Consider the following 18872-nt stretch of genomic DNA (forward strand, 5'->3'; position numbering starts at 1 on the left):
CGAAGGTCGCTCCGCCGTGTCACGCAGACCAAACCTATTCCTTCGGCGGTCTATTCCGTGACGTGCACGGCCACTCCGGCTAGGCAGCGCAGCCGTATGCGCCGGCACCTGGCGCGAGCACCGGAGCCCAGTCCGGACGAGGGCGTTCGTCGCCGATGACCGACCAGTGGCCGTCGGAGAGTTCGTACCGGCACGCGACGGCGGATGCCGAGAACGCGTGCAGTGCGTCGACCAGCGCCGTGACATCCGCCGCCGAAGACCCCACCCCGAAGCTTGCGCGCAGTGCAGGGGAGGTGACGCCGAGCCGATCGAGCAGCGGGTGCGCACAGAACTTGCCGTCGCGCACGCCGATGCCCCATTCGGCGGAGAGATACGTCGCCAATAGCCGGGAATCAACACCGTCGACGACGAAGCCGACCACCCCGACCGGGTCGACCGAATCGGGGAAGAGCTGCAGCACTCGGGCGCCGGGAACGGTGGCGAGTCCGTCGATCAACTGCCGCCGCAGGGTCGACTCGTGCTCGAGCCAAGCGGATTGATCGAGTGCGGAAAGGTCCTGCACCGCACGCGCCAGTGCGACCGCACCGAGCACATTCGGCGAGCCGGCTTCGTGACGAGCAGCACCGTTTCGCCAGATTGCCTCTGCCCCGGACGCGGCATGGTAGGCCACACTGCTGACCGCCCCACCGCCGAGCAGGTACGGCGCCCCGGCATCCAGCCAGTCACCGCGCCCGACGAGCACTCCGGTGCCGAATGGCGCATAGGTCTTGTGGCCGGAGAAGGCAAGGTAGTCGATGCCGTCGCGGGCGAGATCGACCGGCCGGTGCGGCACCAGCTGGGCGCCGTCCACCGCCAGGCGGGCGCCGTAGCGGTGAGCGATCGACGCGAGGCTGCGCAAGGGCAGGGTCTCGCCGGTCACGTTGCTCGCGCCGGTCACCGTCAGCAGCGCCGCGGGGCGAGCAGCGAGTTCGGTGCCAACCCGGTCAAGCGTCTCCTCGAGCGTGGCGCCGGCGGCCACGATGCGCCCGGTCGTCTGCGTCCACGGCAGCAGGTTCGCGTGGTGCTCGATGTCGAGCAGCACCGTCTCCCCCTGCACAATGCCGGCGAGCAGGTTCAGCGAGTCCGTCGTGTTGCGCGTGAAGATGACATGGTCGCCCTCCCTGGCGCCGACGAAGTCCCCGACCACGGAACGGGCGCCCTCATATGCCGAGGTGGAGACCTGCGACGCGTATCCGGCCCCGCGGTGCACGCTCGCATAGAGCGGCAGCACGTCACCGAGATGCGCGGCAACGCTCGCCAGCGCCGGCGTGGAGGCGGCGTAGTCGAGGTTCACGTAGCGTGTGCTGCTTCCGTCGACGAGGGGCACCGAAAGGTCTCCCCCGACAACCGGAAGCAATGGACAATCCGCGGTGGCCACGACGATCTACCAGGCCGCAGCGGCGGCGGTGGAGACAGCTGCGGTGGAGACGCCGACGGATGCGACTCCACCGGCCGCGTGGGTTCCGGCGCCCTGGTCGGCCGCAGGCGGGCGCGGCGCGGCATCCGGAACCGCTGCGAGCCGTACCGCGCGGTCTCCGATCGGCACGACCGACGGTGGCTCGCCCGTCAGGCTCGCGCGAATCAAGGGCAGCCCGCGGGTGATCGCCTGCGTGATCCTGGCGCGCAACGCGTCGCTGCTGACCTCGTAGTTGGTGAAGTCAGAGTCATTCGCGTACACGCCGATCGGCAGGGTGAGCGCCTGGAAGAAGCTGAACAGCGGCCGAAACTGGTGCTCGAGAATGAGCGCGTGCCGGTCACTCCCGCCGGTCGCGGCCAGCAGCACCGGCGTGTCGATCAGCGTGTACTGACCGACGAAGTCGAACACGTGCTTGAACAGGCCGGTGAATGACGCCCGGTACACCGGCGACGCAACAACCAGCAGGTCAGCCCCTTCGATCTGGCGCAGTTCGGCTTCCGCGCGAGCCGAGAGTTGGTCGCGGTTCAGCGCACCCGAGAACTCGGTACCCACCTCGCTGAGTTCGATCAGGTGGGTCTCAACCGGAAGCGCGAGTTCTAACGCGCCCAGGATCTCTCGCACCAGCACCGTGGTTTTCGACGGTGCGTGCAGGCTTCCGGAGACGGCGACGACGTTCAGTGAGTTCGACATGGTCCGACGCTAGAACCGGTGAACGGATGTCGCCAGCAGGGCCGACACACGGCGTAAGGATCGTCACACGACGTAAGAAACCCGCCCCCAGCGCTTTCGCCCCCGGTTCGCTCTGTGAGGTGCCAACTTTCCCTAGTTACGAGCGCGTCCCACTAGGACTTCTTGTCCCCTCACGGCGCCTGGGCCTCGTCAGTTGACGTCGTTGGGGTGCCCGCCCATGCGACCGGAGCGCTCAAGGCCGGAGATCGCCGCCACCTCAGAGTCACTCAGCGCGAAGTCGAGTACGTCGAAGTTCTCGGCCATGCGCTCGCGCGAGTTCGACTTCGGGAACACGATGTTGCCGGTCTGCAGGTGCCAGCGGATGACCACCTGGGCCGGTGTCTTGTCGTGAGCCTCTGCGGCGACGGCGACAACGGTTTCTTCGAACAAGGGATACTTGCCCTGACCGAGCGGCCCCCAGGCCTCGATCGCGATGCCCTTCCGCCTGGCGAACTCGGTCACCTTCTGCTGCTGGTGTGCCGGGTGAAGTTCGATCTGATTGACGGCCGGCACGACCTCGGTCTCGGCAAGGAGCCGCTGCAAATGGGCTTCCTCGAAGTTGGAGACTCCGATCGACCGCGCCCGGCCGGACTCACGAATCTTCTCCAGAGACTTCCAGGCGTCGACGAACCGGCCATTCGCCGGTGCCGGCCAGTGGATCAGGTAGAGGTCGACATAGTCAAGCCCGAGCTTCTCCAGGCTTTCATCGAACGCATCGAGCGCATCGCCCTGACGGGCGTTCCACAGCTTGGTGGTGACGTAGAGCTCGCCCCTGTCGATACCGGATGTCGCGATCGCGTCGCCGACGCCCTGCTCATTCCCGTAGATGGCGGCGGTGTCCAGGTGCCGGTAACCCACGCGGAGCGCATCGGACACGATCCGTTTCGTCTCAGTCGGCTCGACCTTGAATACGCCGAATCCGAGCTGCGGGATGGTGTGACCGTCGTTGAGGGTGATGGAGGGAACGGAAGTCTTCATGACTCCACCCTATGAGTGCATCCTGCGCACCGACATCCGTTTCGGTGGTTTGAATTCAGCGCACAGCGATCAGGGCCGTGAAATCAGTCTGCGCGTTCCCAGGTACCGAGCAGGCCTGTTTCGGAGTTGAAGAAGTCGAGGGTCATCGATGTGACGGCATCGCCGGTGGCGGCGAATTTGACCGAAGAAAGCGAGCCTTCTGGCGCGTTCTCCCCCATCGGCACGAAGGCGAAGGTGTCGCCGTCCCACGGCTCAAGCTCGGCGGTGGAGACGCCATCTGGCCCGACGGCGACGACAAGCGACCCGTTCTCCTCTGTGACCGTGGCCGGGCCGTAGTAGTCGTTCGTGTACTCGCCGACATAAGCGGAGAGCGGCTTCGCCTGTGCTGCGTTCGCCGGGGCGGTCTCACCGGCAAGATCTCCGGCGGGTGCGTAGTAGCCGGCCATGGCGTGTGAGTAGTCGACCACCCAGTCGCGGGTGCTGTGACCGAACTGCACGATGTCGAGGAACTCGGCGGTGATCGCCTCAGGTGCGCCAACCGGCCCACCGTTGGTCAGCACCACGATGCCGACGTCGGCAGAGGGCATCATCTGAAAGTTCGTTGCAGCACCAAGCGAGAACGCGCCAGAGTGGCTCAGGTTCACCCGACCACTCGGTTGCACGCCGACCCCGAAACCGTAGCCGTACGTGCCGGAGCGCTGGTCCATGGCCTGCGGATGCGAAGAGATGTTCTCAGAGGTGACGGCAGGCAGCAGTGCCTCCTCGCTGACCAGCTCCTTTCCCTCGTATGTGCCGCCGGCCAGGATGAGCTCCATCCACTTGGCCATGTCATTCACGCTCGAGGAGACACCGCCGGCGGGCGACTGCGGGTCGGCGTTGCGCTCGTAGAGCGGCTCGAAGTCCTTTTCGGCGACCTTGGCATGGATCGTCGCCTTGTTCTCGCGTTCGACGAAGTCGCTGTGCCGGGAGCTGGTGGAGTCCATGCCGAGTGGCTGGTAGAGCTGCTCATCTGAGAGAGTCTCCCAGTCGGTTCCTGCGGCCTTGGCGACGGCCTCTGCCCCGACGGTGATGCCGAAATTCGCGTAGGCGTAGCTGGCGCGGAAGGGGGCAAGCGTCTGGTACTTGAGGTGGTCGATCACGTAGTCGCGGTCGTAGCCGATGTCTTCAAGAGAGTCGCCGGCGGCGAAGGGCAGCCCGGTGCGGTGGGAGTAGAAGTCCCCGATCGTCACGTGTTCGCTGATCCACGGGTCGGCCAGTTCAAACTCGGGTAAGGAGTCGGTGATCGGAGTGGTCCAGTCGACGACGCCCTGGGTGACCTGGGTGGCGACAACAGTGGCACCCAACGACTTCGACACGGAGGCGATCTGGAACACCGTGTCAGCGTCGACCTTCGCCTCCTCGCCCTTCTTACGAACGCCGTATCCCTCTGCGAACACCGTCTCGCCGCCGTGCACGACCGAGACGGCGACGCCGGGAACACCCGTTCGCTCCATGACAGACTTCACGATCTCCGGCAGCTTCTTGACCGCGCTGTCGACACTGCCTTCCGGCATCGCGAGCACGTCTTGACTCGGAGCGTCTCCGTTCACGATCGTGGTCTCTTTCGGCGCGCTGCACCCGGCCAGGACGGTGACCATCGCGGCGGCGAGGGCAGTGACGACGATATAACGCTTGTGCATGACTGCTCCTGCTTTAGCTGTCGGCTGTGGCTGTGGCTGTTTGGCGTCACCAGAGTAGTGCGGCCGCCTCGCCCGCGGCGATGGACTCAAGTCCCCTGTTTTGGGCGGACCTTTTAGGCGGATCTGCGCCCACACCACCCTCAGGCGCGCAGGTGGGCGAGAACCAGTCCGATGGGGATGCTCACGATCAGCACGACGAGCAGGCAACGGTAGGTCAAGAGCGCCCAGCGCGGCCTCGCAGCACCGCTGCGAACGGCTCGAAGGAGTGCGACCAGGGCGACGACCAGCAGTATGCCGCCCGCGTCGACGACCAGCGGCATCCGCACCAGCGTGCCGACGATCACGGCGGCCCCGCCGAGATTCCAGGCCAACAGTTCGGTGACGACCGTGGCGGGCGACGGATGCCGCGGCGTGAGTGCGTGCTGCGCCGCGCCGAGCGCAACCTGGGCTACGCCGCCGACCAGAACGAGGAACGCGGCGACCCACGATCCCCGTTCCCACTGCAGCGGCCCGGTGACCGCGGCGACCAGCCCTCCGGCAATGATGGCCGTCGTACCGAAGACGAGGAAGAGGCTTTCGAGACCGTTGCCGAACCGGAGCGGTGGATTGAGGGGAAGGGCGCGCTCGCGCGCTGATACCGCGTCTTCGTCAGTCGGTGCGGCTTCGGTCAATGCTCGTGCGCACCGTCGCGTGTGAGCACGAGCTGCCACGCTTCGGGCCCGCTCTCAAGATAACGAACCGAGAACTGGCCTGGGGTGCGCTCCTCGATCTGCGACAGGAGCGGCAGCGGGTCGTGCGGTGCCACCAGCACCAGGCCTCCCCCGGGCGCCAGCGAATCCAGTGCGCCGAAAACGGTGGCATGGCGGATGGCGTGAGGAATGGCTCGCACGTCGAGCACGGGCACTTCCTCGTCGAGGATGCCGCACTCGCACTCGTGTTTGGCAAGCACCATCGAGCCGAGGGTGACCGCCGACTCTGTCTCGGCGGATGCGGTGGCAGAGGCACGGTTGCGATGAATTGTCACCGGTTCTGCGCGCGCCGCGTCTTCGTGTACGGGGGCAACCGAGTCGGCATCTGGAGCAACAGGAGGAGGGGTCATGGATTAAACGTAACATCATCCGTTTATTTCGGTATCGTGGAGATATGGAACCCGACCTCCCCGACCTCGCTAACCGGGACGACGTGCACAGGCTGGTGAGCGAGTTCTATCACCGGGCGTTCGCCGACCCGCTGATCGGGCCCCTCTTCACCGAGGTTGCGCACATGGACCTCGATCACCACATGCCGATCATGTGCGACTTCTGGGAGACGGTGCTCTTTCGCGCCAATCTCTACCATCGCAACGCGCTGGCCCTGCACACGAACCTGCACAAGCAGTCGCCCCTCGACGAGCGTCACTTCGACCGCTGGCTGGCGATCTGGGTTGCGAATGTCGACGAGCATTTCGCCGGGGAGAAGGCCGAACTGGCCAAGCTGCAGGCGACCCGCATCGCGGGGTCGATTCACCGCCGCGTGCAGGGGCGTTCCGGCAGCGACTTCGAGACCATCAGCGCCCGGCCCGCCTGACCCGCGCTGACCCGCCTGACCCGCCGGCCCCATGAGGCCGTCGCTGTGGGTGCCAGTCTCTGTGGGTGACTCGTGGCCGTGTGCCCCATCGAAAATCGCCGTTTGCGCCCGCAATCGCCGGTGCAGCAGCGATCCTCGGCGCAAACAGGGACACTCGACGAAAAGACGCCGGCAGCGCGAGGTGCCGGCAGCGCGAGGGCGCCCGAGCGTGAAAGCGCCTCAGCGCGAGGCAGCGGATGCCCGCGCCAGCCCCCCGCGCAGGCTCACCACACAGAGCTCCGGTTCGACGAACGGAGCGAGGCCCGAGTCGTCGGCGTCCTGCCCGAGCGCTTCCACAACGCCTCTGATCAGACCGAGGTGCACCGAACAGACGACCGACGGATTCTGCCTGGCCTCGTCGCGAAACGGACACGAGCGCAGATCGATTGTCCGGCCGTCAGGGCGTGTCTCAGGGTCGAAGCCCAGCCGGTCGAGGATTCGCACCAGCGGGCCAGATCCCGACCCCGCCGACCCCGCCGATGCCGCGACCTCCGCCGCGACCTCCGCCGAGTACTCGCTCGACCACTGCTCCCCCGCCTGAATGGCCCTCTCGCGCCCCCCGTCTGCGTCCTGTGCAAGGGCACTGGCGAGCGCTCCACTCAATTCACGCTGCGCGTTCTCCGCCCGGGCGGAGGGAGCCGCCTCGAAGAGCACGCGCGGCCTTCCTCGGGCGCCGGCTCGCTCCAGACGCCGACGGATGAGCCCGGCCGCTTCGAGTTGCCCGAGGTGAAACCGTGCGGTGGTGACGTGCAGTTTCAGCTGTGCAGCGATCGCGGCCGCGTCCAGCGGGGTTCCCGACTCGGCGAGCGCGTCGAGCACGTGCCTCCGCACACCGGAGGCGAGCGCCGCGTGCCGGCCGCCGCCGTCTCCCTGGCCGTCGTCATCTCCCTGGCCTCTCATGGTTTGAGCGTAACATTCTCCGCTTAAACCCTGGGCTCCGCCCCAGCCTCTGCCCTGAGTCGCCGCCAAAGTTGCCGACAAAACACCTTCGCGACACCACGGGAGGTGTTTTGTCCGCAACTCGACGCAGAGAACGACGCACGCGGAGGCATCCGTCACACCATACGATGGAAGGCTCATGATTCCCGTCGATATCACCTTCCCTCCCGAACTGCCGGTCAGTCAGCGCCGGGAGGACATTGCCGACGCCATCCGCGACAACCAGGTGGTCATCGTCGCCGGCGCGACGGGCTCCGGCAAGACCACCCAGCTGCCGAAGATCTGCCTCGAACTCGGCCGGGAGTCGATCGGCCACACCCAGCCGCGCCGCCTCGCCGCCCGCACGATCGCCGAGCGCATTGCAGACGAACTCGGCCAGGAGGTCGGCCAGACCGTCGGCTACCAGGTGCGGTTCACTGACCGCGTCGGGGCCGACACCAAGATCAAGCTGATGACCGACGGCATCCTGCTCAACGAGATGCACCGCGACAAGCTGCTGCGCAAGTACGACACGATCATCATCGACGAGGCCCACGAGCGCAGCCTCAACATCGACTTCCTGCTCGGCTACCTGCGCCAATTGCTCCCGCGCCGGCCAGACCTCAAACTCATCATCACCTCCGCCACCATCGACCCGCAGAGCTTTGCCGCGCACTTCGCCTCCGCCGACGGCACACCGGCGCCGATCGTTGAGGTCTCTGGGCGCACCTACCCGGTCGAGATCCGGTACCGTCCACTGGTCGCCGAGGCCCCGGCAGTCGATGACGGTGAGACGACGACGGATGCCGCGCCAGCAGTCGACCGCGACTACATCGAAGGCATCAGCGCAGCCCTCGACGAACTCGAGCGGGAGTCTGACGGCGACGTGCTGGTCTTCCTCTCCGGCGAGACCGAGATCCGGGATGCCGCCGATGCGCTGAACGGCAAGTACGCGTCGTCTTCCCGCACCAGCCCCACGGAGGTGCTTCCGCTCTACGGTCGACTCTCCTCCGCCGATCAGCACCGGGTGTTCCAGCCATCGACGATCGCCGGGGTGCGACGCCGCATCGTGCTGGCGACCAACGTGGCGGAGACGAGTCTGACCGTGCCTGGCATCCGTTACGTGATTGACGCAGGTACAGCCAGGATCAGCCGGTACAGCGTGCGCTCCAAGGTGCAGCGGCTGCCGATCGAAGCGATCTCGCAGGCATCCGCCAGCCAGCGCTCCGGCCGGAGCGGGCGCACCAGCGACGGGATCGCGATCCGGTTGTATTCAGAAGAAGACTATATGCGTCGACCGGAATATACTGAGCCGGAGATTCTGCGCACCAACCTGGCTGCGGTCATCCTGCAGATGATCTCCCTGGGGCTCGGCGACATCGCCGCGTTTCCATTCCTCACCCCGCCGGACTCGCGAGGCATCAAAGACGGGCTTGACCTGCTCGCCGAACTCGGCGCCGTCGAGGCCGGCGCGAAGGGTGGACAGGGAACACAGGGTGCGCAGGGAACACAAGGTGCGCAGGGAACACAGGGTGCGCAGGCGAAGCTCACCCGCATCGGGCAGCAGCTCGCCAAGCTGCCGATCGACCCGCGGTTCGCCCGCATGGTGGTCGAATCGAAAACGCAGGGAACCAGCCGCGAGGTGCTGGCGATCGTCGCCGGGCTCACCATTCAGGACCCGCGTGAGCGCCCGCTGGAACGCCGGGCGCAGGCCGACCAACAGCACGCCAGGTTCGCCGATCCGTCGAGCGACTTCCTCAGCCTGCTGAACCTCTGGAACTACCTCGAGGAGAAACAGAAGGAACTCGGCTCCAGCGCCTTCCGCCGCCTGTGTCGCACCGAGTTCCTCAACTATCTGCGGGTGCGTGAGTGGCACGACGTCTACCGCCAGCTGCGCCAGCTCGCCAAGCCGCTCGGCCTGCACCTCGGTGAGCCGAGCGTCAACCCAGACGGAATCCACCGGTCACTGCTCGCGGGGCTGCTCTCCCATATCGGTCTCAAGGACACCGCGAAGAAGGACTATGTCGGTGCCAGGCAACAGAAGTTCGTGATCTTCCCCGGCTCTGCGCTGGCGAAGAAGCAGCCGGCCGCCGTGATGAGCGCAGAACTGGTGGAGACCAGCCGCCTGTTCGCCCGGATGAACGCCGCCATCGACCCGGCCTGGGCCGAACCACTCGCCGGCGATCTGCTGAAGCGCAGCTATTCAGAGCCGCACTGGGAGAAGAAGCAGGGCGCTGCTGTCGCGTACGAACGTGTGACGCTCTACGGGGTGCCGATCATCGGGCGCCGCCGCGTGCAGTTCTCGCGGATCGACCCTCCTCTCGCGCGCGACCTCTTCATTCGCCACGCCCTGGTCGAGGGCGAGTGGGATCTCGAACGGGTCGACAAGCGAATCTCAGCCTTCGACCGCGCGAACAAGAAGCTCCGCACCGAGCTCGCCGAACTCGAGGAGCGCACCAGGCGCCGCGACATCCTCTACGACGACGAGGCCGTGTTCGAGTTCTACGACCGGCGCATCCCGGCCGACGTCTCGTCCACCCGCAGCTTCGAGAGCTGGTGGAAGAAGGCGCGGCACGAGACACCAGAGCTGCTCACCATGACCGCGGAGGCTCTCGTTCCCGACGACGCGCCGGATGTCGACGAGGCACTGTTCCCGCCGACCTGGCAGCAGGGCGACCAGCGCTTCGACCTCGGGTATCGGTTCGAACCGGGAGCGGATGACGACGGGGTCACGGCACAGGTTCCCCTTGCGCTGCTGGCCAGGCTCTCGCCGGCCGGATTCGACTGGCAGGTGCAGGGGCTCCGCGCCGAGCTCGTCACCGCGCTGATCAAGTCACTGCCCAAGACCATCCGGCGCAACGTGGTTCCCGCCGCCGACTGGGCCGCGCGCTTGCTGAAGGAGCTGCCGAGCGAGCCGGGCGAGCCTGCCGATCCCCCATTCTCCGCCACGCTTGCCGCGCTCATCCAACGGATGACCCATGTTCCGGTCACGGCGCAGGACTTCGATCTCGATCGTGTCCCCGCCCACCTGCGCATGACCTTCCGCGTGGTCGACGACCGTGGTCGTTCTGTCGCCGATGGGAAGGACCTCTCCGAACTGCAACGTCGGCTGGCGCCGCGTGCCCGCGAAAGCGTCGCCGCAGCATCCGTTGCGGCCGCACCGCACGCCATCGAGCGCACCGGGTTGACCACCTGGGACTTCGCCGAGCTGCCGCGGTTCATCGATACACAGTTGGCGACCGCCGCACGGGGCGGCACCAATGGAAACACCATTCGCGCCTACCCGACCCTGATCGACGAGGGCCAGTCGGTCGCGATCCGGTTGATGAGCACTGAGGCGGAGCAGGCGCGAACGCTGCCCGGCGGCGTGCGGCGGCTGCTGTTGCTCGCCACGCCGTCGCCGGTTGCGTACGTGCAACAGCACCTCACCGGAGCGGAGAAGCTGAGCCTCGCCACCAGCCCGTACCGCACGACGCAGGCCCTCTTCGATGACTGCCTCGCGGCATCCGTCGACGACGTGCTCTACCGGGTGCGGCCAGACGGCCAGGTGTTCATGAAGGCGGAGTTCGACACAATTCGTGACCGGGTCTCCGCCGTTGTGATGGACTCGATGTTCGAGACAGTGGGCCTCGTTGCCCGGGTGCTCACGGCGTCCCGCGCCGCAGACAAAGCGCTCAAAGGGGCAACCAGCATGGCTCTTCTCGGTGCGCTCACCGATGCGCGCGAGCAGCTCGCCGGCCTGGTGTACCCCGGCTTCGTCGCCGCGACCGGACTGGCCAGGCTGCGGCACGTGCCCCGCTACCTCGGCGGCATCACTGCACGCATCGGCAAGCTGATCGATAATCCGGGGCGAGACCGCGTCTGGATGAACGAGGCGCAGGCAGCGACCGCGAGGTTCACGGATGCCGGCGGCGCCATTCCGCTGCCGACCGGAGCCGCGGAGAACCTCGCGCGTGCGCGCTGGATGATCGAGGAGTTGCGCATCAGCCTCTTCGCCCAGGAATTGAAGGCGGCGGAGTCGGTGTCGCTGCAGCGCATTCAGAAGGTGCTCGCCAGCTGAGCCGCCTGAGCCGACTGAGCGCCGGACCCGGCACCCGAAAATGCACTGGGCACCCACAATTGCGGGTGCCCAGTGAAATATCGGGTGCCCGGGCATCCGTCGCCCGCCTCGCACCCCGTCAACGACGCTCGGCGAACGAACGAGAAGCGGGGAAACGGATGCCTAGAGCACCTTCGAGAGGAACGCCTGCGTGCGCCGGTGCTGCGGGTTATCGAGCACCTCACGCGGATCGCCAGACTCGACGACCACGCCGCCGTCCATGAACACCAGCGAGTCGGCGACTTCCTTCGCAAACCCCATCTCGTGCGTGACGACGATCATCGTCATACCCGACTTCGCCAGGCCCTTCATCACGTCGAGCACCTCGCCGACGAGTTCGGGGTCGAGCGCGCTGGTCGGCTCGTCGAACAGCATCAGCTTCGGTTCCATCGCGAGCGCCCTGGCGATCGCGACGCGCTGCTGCTGCCCACCGGAGAGGTGCGCCGGATAGTAGTCCGCGCGCTCAGCGAGCCCGACCCTGGCCAGAAGCTCGAGCGCGCGCTGCTTGACCTTGGCCTTCGGCTCACCCTTCACCTGCATCGGCGCCTCCATCACGTTCTCCAGCGCCGTCATGTGCGGAAACAGGTTGAACCGCTGGAATACCATCCCGATGTCGCGCCGTTGCTTCGCGGCCTCCTTGGGCTGCATCTCGTAGAGCTTGCCGTTCGACTCGCGAAATCCGATCAGCACACCGTCGACACTGAGCCGGCCGGCCGAGAGAACTTCGAGATGGTTGATGCAGCGCAGGAACGTCGACTTGCCGGAACCACTTGGCCCGACCAGGCACATCACCTCGCCTCGTTTGACCTCGAGCGAGATGCTCTTCAGCACCTCATTCGATCCGAAGCTCTTCGACACGCAGTCGGCAAGCACCATGGGCACGTCGTTCTGCGCGGGGCTGACGGATGCCGCGCCAGGCGTGATCGTGTCGGTCATCGTCTGCCTCCATGGCCTGGGTTGATCGGCGGATTACCCTCGCTTGGCGGCACGATCACCGTCGGCTGTCCGGAACCGGCTACCGGCAGCGTGCCGGTCAGGGCACCGGTGGCGTCGTCAACGCCACCCTTGCGGTCTGGGCGGCGATCGCCGACACCACGGGCGAACCGCTTCTCCAGGAAGTACTGGCCCACCATCAGGATCGACGTGAAGAACAGGTACCAGATCGACGCCACGATGAGCAGCGGGATCGGGTTGAACGTCTCGGCCGAGATGTCGCGCGACCGCGTGTAGAGGTCGAAGCTGAACGGAACCGCCGTCACCAGCGATGTCGTCTTCAGCATCGAGATGACCTCGTTGCCGGTCGGCGGGATGATGATCCGCATCGACTGGGGCACGATCACCCGGCGCATGGTCTGGAACCAGCTCATGCCGAGCGCCGTCGCCGCCTCTTCCTGGCCCTTGTCGACTGACAACAGCCCGGCCCGAACGATCTCCGCCATATAGGCGGCCTCGTTCAGCGCCAGGCCGATCACGGCAAGCGTGAAAGTGCTCAGGGCAACCTTGGTGTCCATCTGGAACCACGGCTCGGTGAACGGGATGCCGATGTCGATCGTCTGGTAGATGATCGCGATCAGGCCCCAAAAGACCAGCTGAACGTACACCGGTGTGCCGCGGAACACCCACAGGTAGAACCAAGCGACAGACTTCACGACAGGGTTCGGCGACAGCCGCATGACCGCGAGCGTCACGCCCAGGATGATCGCGATGATCATCGAGTAGACAGTCAGCTGAAGAGTGACAAACGCGGCCTCCGTGATCCGCTTGTCGAAAACGTACTTCGCAACAGTCGGCCAGTCATACGCCGGCCTATTGGCCGCGTCGATCACGAACAGCGCGAAGGCGATGACCAGCACCACGGCGAACACGATCCGCCACGGATGCCGGAGCCTGATGGCCTTGATCGCAACCGATTCGCCCGGGCCGTCCGGCGGCGGTGGCCCCGCCGCCGTATTCTTCACTGCGGCGTCAGACATCGGTTAGCTTCCCGCGTTGATCGTGATTTCTTCGAGGCCACCGGCCGAAACACCCCACTCGTCGAGGATGTCGGCGTATGAACCGTCATCGACCATCGACTGCAGCGCGGCCTGTACGGCTTCTGCCATGCCGGAGTCCTTCTTGACCGCCATGCCGTACGGCGCAGTGTCGAACGACTCACCCGCCGGCTCCAGCTTGCCGTCGGTCTTCGAGATCGCATACAGGGTCACGGGAGAGTCGGCGCTCATCGCGTCGGCCTTCCCAGAGGCGACGGCCTGAGTGGCCAGGTCTTGCGTGTCGTACTTCTGCTTCTCGATCTCCGGCTTGCCGGCAGCGATGCACGCGTCGTTCTTGGCAGGGATTTCATCGGTGTCCTGCACGGTGGTCGCCTGCACGGCAACTTTCAGCCCGCAGGCGTTGTCGGGGTCGACATCAGACCCGACCGGCTGTGCCCAGAGGATTCCAGCGTCGTAGAAGTTGACGAAGTCGACCTGCTTCTGCCGCTCCGCGTTATCGGTGAATGACGAGGAACCCATGTTGACCTTGTCGCCGACGATACCGGGAATAATGTGGTCGAAGGAGGAAATCTCCCAACTCGGCGTGAGACCGAGCTTGCCTGCGATGGCGTTGGCCAGTTCAACGCCCCAGCCGATCGGTGCGCCGGCGTCGTCTTTGTACTCATTCGGCGGGTATGCGGCATCCGTGCCGATGACCAGTTCGCCAGACTCTGCGATATCGTCCGGCAGCAGCGCCGCCGCTGCGTCGTCCTTTTTCACATCGCTGGTGGCCGGGGCGTCAGAGGCTCCATCGGCCGCTGGCGTCGAGTTGTCGACGCATCCACTGAGCATCAGGGCAGCCACTGCGGCCATTGCCGGCAGTACGTATCTAGCGCGCATTGCACATCTCTCTTCTTGTTCTTCTTGCCTTACAGGTTTCGTCATTGAATCCGTAAACGGGTGGCGACAATAATGAGCATAACCTGCCCGGCGGTACGCGGATTCTTTGCGCAGATAACGTTTTGGGCCCGCATTGTGCGCGCCAGACGTGACTCTGCCCCGCTGTCGAACGGCGACCGCGCTCGAATAGACTTGAGGAATTGTGAGCAGCTACTGGACCCTTCTGAAGACCCCAGGGGTTGCGCGCATCATCGGGGCCCAGCTGACCGCCAGGTTCCCGTTCGGCATGCTCTCACTGGCGTTTCTCATCCATATCGAGCGCACCTTCGACTCCTACGCGGCGGCCGGGCTGGTGCTTGGCGCCCTGAGCATCGGACAGGCCATTGCCGGCCCTCTCACCAGCCGCTTGATGGGGCGCTGGGGCATGCGGCCGGTCATCATCACGACACTGGCGGTGTGCGCGAGTTCGATCACCCTCATGGTGCTCCTGCCGTTGCCGATCATCGGCCTGGTACTCATCGGCTTCGTCGCCGGCCTCGCGACTCCACCGATCCAGCCGGCGGTGCGCACCATCTATCCGAAGATGGTCAACTCGCGCCAGCTGACTCCCCTGTTCTCCCTTGACGCTTCAGCGCAAGAGATCATCTGGGTGCTCGGCCCGGTGGTCGCCACGTTCGTGGCCATCCAGGTGAGCACCGTTGCCGGCATCCTTCTCGCCGTCGTGTTCCTCGTCGGCGGCGGTATCTGGTTCATCACGTCGCCAGAACTCGGCCGCGTGCGCATCCCCCGCAGCAGGCGCAAGCTCGGCGTTGTGCTCAGGCGACCCCCGGTGCTGCTCAGCACGATCGTCGGCTTCATGCTCGTCGCGGCGGCGGCATCAGTGGAAGCCGGTGTCGTCGCGGCATTCGGGCACGGCAGCGCCGACTCCGGCTTTGTTCTGGCGATCTTCGCGGTCGGCTCGCTCGTCGGCGGCCTGGCGCTCGGTCACATGCCGATCGGGCCGTGGGCACTCGCCGGCCGGATGCTCATCGTGACGGTCGGCATCAGCCTGGCCACGATCTCGCTGAACTTCTGGTGGCTCGCCGGAACCCTGCTCCTGGCCGGCGTCGGCATCGCCCCGGCGTTCGCTGTGTTGTTCGGGATCGTCTCGGCGAGCGTGAAGTTCAGCGACACGGCAGAGGCATACGGCTGGGTCGGCACCGGGCAGCTGATCGGGGCAGCCTTGGGCTCCGCGATCGCCGGGTTCTCGATCGACCACTACGGCGCGACATCCGCCATTCTGGTCGCCGCCGGCTTCGCCGCGCTCGGCTGCCTGATTCCCGCGCTCGGCCGCCGCTGGCACCCCGACCTCCGCGGGCGCGACATCAGCCCGATGCCCGACACCGAGCCGATCTCCATCCAGCCCTCCTGATTCGGCGAGAATTCTGTATCGGCAAGAATGACGTATGACCATTTCTCCTTTCCTCACGCTGAATGACGGCCACCGCATCCCGCAACTCGGGCTTGGTGTCTACAAGGTTCCGGATGCCGCGGCCGCCGACACCGTGCAGGTTGCGCTCGAAGCCGGCTACCGACACATCGACACGGCTGCCCTGTATGAGAACGAAGCGGGTGTCGGAGAGGGAATCAGCCGCGTCGGCCTGCCCCGCAACGACCTCTTCGTCACCACCAAGGTCTGGAACGACCGGCACGGTTACGACGAGACCCTTCGTGCGTTCGACGAGAGTCTCGGCAAGCTCGGGCTCGACTTTGTCGACCTGTATCTCATCCACTGGCCGGCTCCGCGGCAAGACCGCTATATCGAGACTTGGCGCGCCCTCGAAAAACTGCGCGCCGACGGCCTCGCTCGCTCCATCGGCGTCTCGAACTTCCACACCCACCACCTCGATAGGCTGCTCGCCGAAACCGATGTCGTACCGGCCATCAACCAGGTGGAGCTGCATCCCTGGCTCGCGCAAGAATCAGTGCGGGCATACGACGCGGCCCACGGCATCCTGACCGAGGCGTGGTCGCCGCTGGCCAGAGGCCGCGCCATCGGCAACGAGACGCTCGACGCGATCGGTGCGAAACACGGCAGGTCGGCGGCGCAGGTGGTCATCCGCTGGCATCTGCAACTCGGCAACGTGGTCATACCCAAGTCAGTGACGCCGTCACGCATCCGCGAGAACTTCGACGTGTTCGACTTCGAACTCGACATCGACGACCTGGCTGCCATCGCGCGCCTGGACTCCGGCGAGCGCACCGGCCGCGACCCAGACGACCTGGACTGACGCGCGCTGGGCTGACGCGCGACCCTGCGCCGCCGGTTGCCTTAAAGCGCGCCCGGGAGCCTTACCAGCGGGGGTGGATCTGCTCCCGCAGCAGGCGGTCGTACAGCTCCTGCACACCTTCGTTGAACTCCACACTCAGCTGCGGCACCAAACCCGCGGCCGCATTCCCCGCCGCCTGCGCCACCGAGCGGGCGCCGGGGATCACCGAGCTCACCCCATCGATCTGCGCCACCCAGGCGAGGGCCGCCTGTGCCGGGGTCAGGTCGGCGTTCTCGCGAGCGACGAGCGCCGCGAACTCGGCCGCTGCGGCGAGCCCGGTCTCGTAGTCGACACCGGAGAACGTCTCGCCGACGTCGAAGTGGCTGCCGTCGCGGTTGAAGTTGCGGTGGTCGTTCTCGGCGAACGTGGTCTCCCGCGTGTACTTACCGGTGAGCAGGCCGCTGGCCAGCGGCACCCGCGCGATGATGCCGACGCCGGCTTCCCGCGCCGCCGGCAGCACCTCGTCGAGCGGCTTCAGGCGGAACGCGTTCAGGATGATCTGCACGGTGGCGATGCCCGGCCGCGCGATGGCGGTGAGCGCCTCCTCACCAGTCTGCACGCTGACGCCGTAGTTGGCGATCACCCCGTCATCGACCAGTGTGTCGAGCGCGTCGTAGACCTCTCCGGTCTGGAACACCACGGTCGGCGGGCAGTGCAGCTGCACGAGGTCGAGGGTCTCGGTCTGCAGGTTGCGGCGCGACCGCTCAGTCCAGTCGCGGAAGTTCTTCAGCACGAAGGTCTCCGGCAGCTTGCCGAGACGGCCGCCCATCTTGGTCGCGACGGTGATGTCCGCATCCGTGTGGTTCTTCAGGAAGTGCCCGATGACCTGCTCGCTGCGTCCGTCGCCGTAGACATCTGCGGTGTCAAAGAACGTGACGCCGGCGTCAACGGATGCCGCGAGCACGTCGGTCGCATCGGCTTCGGTGACGTCACCCCAGTCCGCGCCCAGCTGCCAGGTGCCGAGGCCGATCACGGAGACGGCGCGGCCGGTTCTTCCAAGGATTCGAGTCTGCATCCCTCCAGCGTAGCCATCCCAGGCCCGGAACATTCCTCAGGCGGAGACGGGCTCACGCGCCCTGAGGCGAAACGGATGCCAACGCGGTCGTGGACTGCCCTGGCACGGCGTCGATCGCCTTCACCACCACCCTGGCCAGGCGCTTGCGCACCAGATGGTCATTCGCTTCGACGCGATGCATCGTGACGTGCCGCATCCGCTCGATCACGGTCATGCTGCCGGGTGCGATAAACGCATCGAGCACGCCATAGACGACCTCAACAGGCACCGACAGGCTGGCGATATCGCTCACGAGCGTCTGCGACTCGATGCAGTGCTCGAGTGATTTCACAAATGGCGTCCAGTTGAGCTCGGTGATCTCGAAGATCCCCTTCGGCAGCAACCGCGAGATGATCGCGGCGTTGGCCAAGGTGAAGTCCTTGTTCGCCCGCAGAAAGTTGTACGCGCGCAGATACGCACTCACCCGTCTGCGCACCTTCGGGTCACCGATCTCGGCCGGCGCGAGGTAAACCGGCGGACCGACGAGAACCACTTTGGCGACCCGTCCGCGTGCGCCAGGCACCAGGCGACGGATGCCGTGGGCCCGGTCCCCGGCGGCGAGGCGCGAGACGATCAGGCTGCCGAGAGAGTGCCCGACGAGCGTGTACGGCTGGCGCAGGTGAAGCGACGCGATGGTCGCCCCAAGTGCCGCGACGTGTTCTTCGAGGGTGTACTCACTGTCGGCCGGTGCCGGCGACTCTCCGAACCCGAGAATCTCGATCGCGATCACCCGATGGTTCGGCGTCAGCAGCGGAATCAGTGCCCTGAAGGTGGCCCAGGTGGAAGCGATGCCGTGTACGAGGATGACGACGGAACCGGAACCTTCATCCGTCGCGACGTGCAACAGCGGAGGGCGGCGCCGACGACTGCGATCCCGAAAGATGGGATCCGTCACCGCCGCCCACCAGCTCATGGCCCAATTCTCACTCAGACTCAGCTATCGCCGCGCAGCCGCTCCTTGTAGTCGTTCTTCGCCGCCGTGGCGTCGCGTTCGGCTTCCGCCCTCTTCACGTGTCCTTCGGCCTTACTGACCTCGGCGTCGGCCTTCGCCTCGTCGACCTTGTCGTCGACCTTGTCCTTGGCATCCTCGAAGGCACGGCCGATCTTCTTGCCCGTGGCGTCGAGCGCGTCCTTGGCGTCATCTGCGAATCCCATGGTTCCTCCTTGTGAAAACG

Annotated in this window: 17 protein-coding genes; 4 read left to right on the forward strand and 13 right to left on the reverse strand. The window is 66.0% G+C overall.

Going from position 1 to position 18872, the window contains the following annotated elements; genetic code table 11:
* Positions 1-79: 79 nt before the first annotated feature.
* From K323_RS28500 to K323_RS25870, 6 genes are all read right to left on the reverse strand, one after another.
* A complete protein-coding gene (locus tag K323_RS28500; RefSeq protein ID WP_022885641.1) occupies positions 80-1417 on the reverse strand; it encodes an aminotransferase class V-fold PLP-dependent enzyme in 1338 nt (445 codons plus the stop codon).
* Between the two features lie 6 nt (positions 1418-1423).
* Entirely contained in the window at positions 1424-2146 is a 723-nt protein-coding gene (gene msuE, locus K323_RS25860) for an FMN reductase (RefSeq protein WP_022885642.1), read from the reverse strand.
* Positions 2147-2335: 189 nt separating this feature from the next.
* Entirely contained in the window at positions 2336-3163 is an 828-nt protein-coding gene (locus K323_RS0112615) for an aldo/keto reductase (RefSeq protein ID WP_022885643.1), read from the reverse strand.
* Positions 3164-3246: 83 nt separating this feature from the next.
* Positions 3247-4842 carry a serine hydrolase gene (locus tag K323_RS0112620; RefSeq protein ID WP_022885644.1) on the reverse strand — a complete coding sequence of 532 codons (1596 nt, stop codon included), beginning with the start codon at positions 4840-4842 and terminating at the stop codon, positions 3247-3249.
* A 140-nt stretch (positions 4843-4982) separates the two neighbouring features.
* Entirely contained in the window at positions 4983-5513 is a 531-nt protein-coding gene (locus K323_RS25865) for a hypothetical protein (protein WP_022885645.1), read from the reverse strand.
* On the reverse strand, positions 5510-5941 hold the full coding sequence (locus K323_RS25870) for a DUF2249 domain-containing protein (RefSeq protein ID WP_022885646.1): 432 nt from the start codon (positions 5939-5941) through the stop codon (positions 5510-5512). The genes K323_RS25865 and K323_RS25870 overlap by 4 nt, the downstream gene beginning before the upstream one ends.
* Positions 5942-5985: 44 nt before the next feature.
* Here K323_RS25870 and K323_RS0112635 point away from each other — a divergent pair, with 44 nt between their 5' ends.
* Positions 5986-6408, forward strand: a complete 423-nt coding sequence (locus K323_RS0112635) for a group III truncated hemoglobin (protein ID WP_022885647.1) — start codon at positions 5986-5988, stop codon at positions 6406-6408.
* Between the two features lie 219 nt (positions 6409-6627).
* Here K323_RS0112635 and K323_RS25875 read toward each other — a convergent pair whose 3' ends face one another.
* Positions 6628-7347 carry a helix-turn-helix transcriptional regulator gene (locus K323_RS25875; protein WP_022885648.1) on the reverse strand — a complete coding sequence of 240 codons (720 nt, stop codon included), beginning with the start codon at positions 7345-7347 and terminating at the stop codon, positions 6628-6630.
* A gap of 178 nt (positions 7348-7525) precedes the next feature.
* On the opposite strand from K323_RS25875, the gene hrpA reads away from it, so the two are divergent.
* Complete coding sequence (gene hrpA, locus K323_RS0112645) at positions 7526-11425, forward strand: ATP-dependent RNA helicase HrpA (RefSeq protein WP_022885649.1); 3900 nt, start codon at positions 7526-7528, stop codon at positions 11423-11425.
* A gap of 162 nt (positions 11426-11587) precedes the next feature.
* Here the strand turns inward: hrpA and K323_RS0112650 are convergent, their stop codons facing one another.
* Genes K323_RS0112650 through K323_RS0112660 form a run of 3 tightly spaced genes read right to left on the reverse strand, consistent with a single transcriptional unit; the run spans position 11588 to position 14334 of the window.
* A complete protein-coding gene (locus tag K323_RS0112650) occupies positions 11588-12340 on the reverse strand; it encodes an ATP-binding cassette domain-containing protein (protein ID WP_026851611.1) in 753 nt (250 codons plus the stop codon).
* 56 nt (positions 12341-12396) lie between these two features.
* Positions 12397-13437 carry an amino acid ABC transporter permease gene (locus K323_RS0112655; RefSeq protein WP_022885651.1) on the reverse strand — a complete coding sequence of 347 codons (1041 nt, stop codon included), beginning with the start codon at positions 13435-13437 and terminating at the stop codon, positions 12397-12399.
* A 3-nt stretch (positions 13438-13440) separates the two neighbouring features.
* On the reverse strand, positions 13441-14334 hold the full coding sequence (locus K323_RS0112660) for an ABC transporter substrate-binding protein (RefSeq protein WP_022885652.1): 894 nt from the start codon (positions 14332-14334) through the stop codon (positions 13441-13443).
* A 202-nt stretch (positions 14335-14536) separates the two neighbouring features.
* Here K323_RS0112660 and K323_RS0112665 point away from each other — a divergent pair, with 202 nt between their 5' ends.
* Together K323_RS0112665 and K323_RS0112670 are read left to right on the forward strand one after the other, a co-directional pair.
* Positions 14537-15745 carry an MFS transporter gene (locus tag K323_RS0112665; protein ID WP_022885653.1) on the forward strand — a complete coding sequence of 403 codons (1209 nt, stop codon included), beginning with the start codon at positions 14537-14539 and terminating at the stop codon, positions 15743-15745.
* Positions 15746-15779: 34 nt separating this feature from the next.
* Positions 15780-16604, forward strand: a complete 825-nt coding sequence (locus tag K323_RS0112670) for an aldo/keto reductase (RefSeq protein ID WP_022885654.1) — start codon at positions 15780-15782, stop codon at positions 16602-16604.
* 61 nt (positions 16605-16665) lie between these two features.
* Here K323_RS0112670 and K323_RS0112675 read toward each other — a convergent pair whose 3' ends face one another.
* Genes K323_RS0112675 through K323_RS0112685 form a run of 3 tightly spaced genes read right to left on the reverse strand, consistent with a single transcriptional unit; the run spans position 16666 to position 18852 of the window.
* Positions 16666-17658 (reverse strand): aldo/keto reductase, encoded by a 993-nt coding sequence (locus tag K323_RS0112675; RefSeq protein WP_022885655.1) that lies wholly within the window; start codon positions 17656-17658, stop codon positions 16666-16668.
* A 52-nt stretch (positions 17659-17710) separates the two neighbouring features.
* Entirely contained in the window at positions 17711-18610 is a 900-nt protein-coding gene (locus K323_RS25880; protein WP_022885656.1) for an alpha/beta fold hydrolase, read from the reverse strand.
* A gap of 20 nt (positions 18611-18630) precedes the next feature.
* Positions 18631-18852, reverse strand: coding sequence for a hypothetical protein (locus K323_RS0112685; RefSeq protein WP_022885657.1), 222 nt, complete (start codon positions 18850-18852; stop codon positions 18631-18633).
* Positions 18853-18872 lie beyond the last annotated feature (20 nt).

The sequence above is a fragment of the Glaciibacter superstes DSM 21135 genome, from assembly GCF_000421145.1.
Lineage (GTDB): Bacteria > Actinomycetota > Actinomycetes > Actinomycetales > Microbacteriaceae > Cryobacterium > Cryobacterium superstes.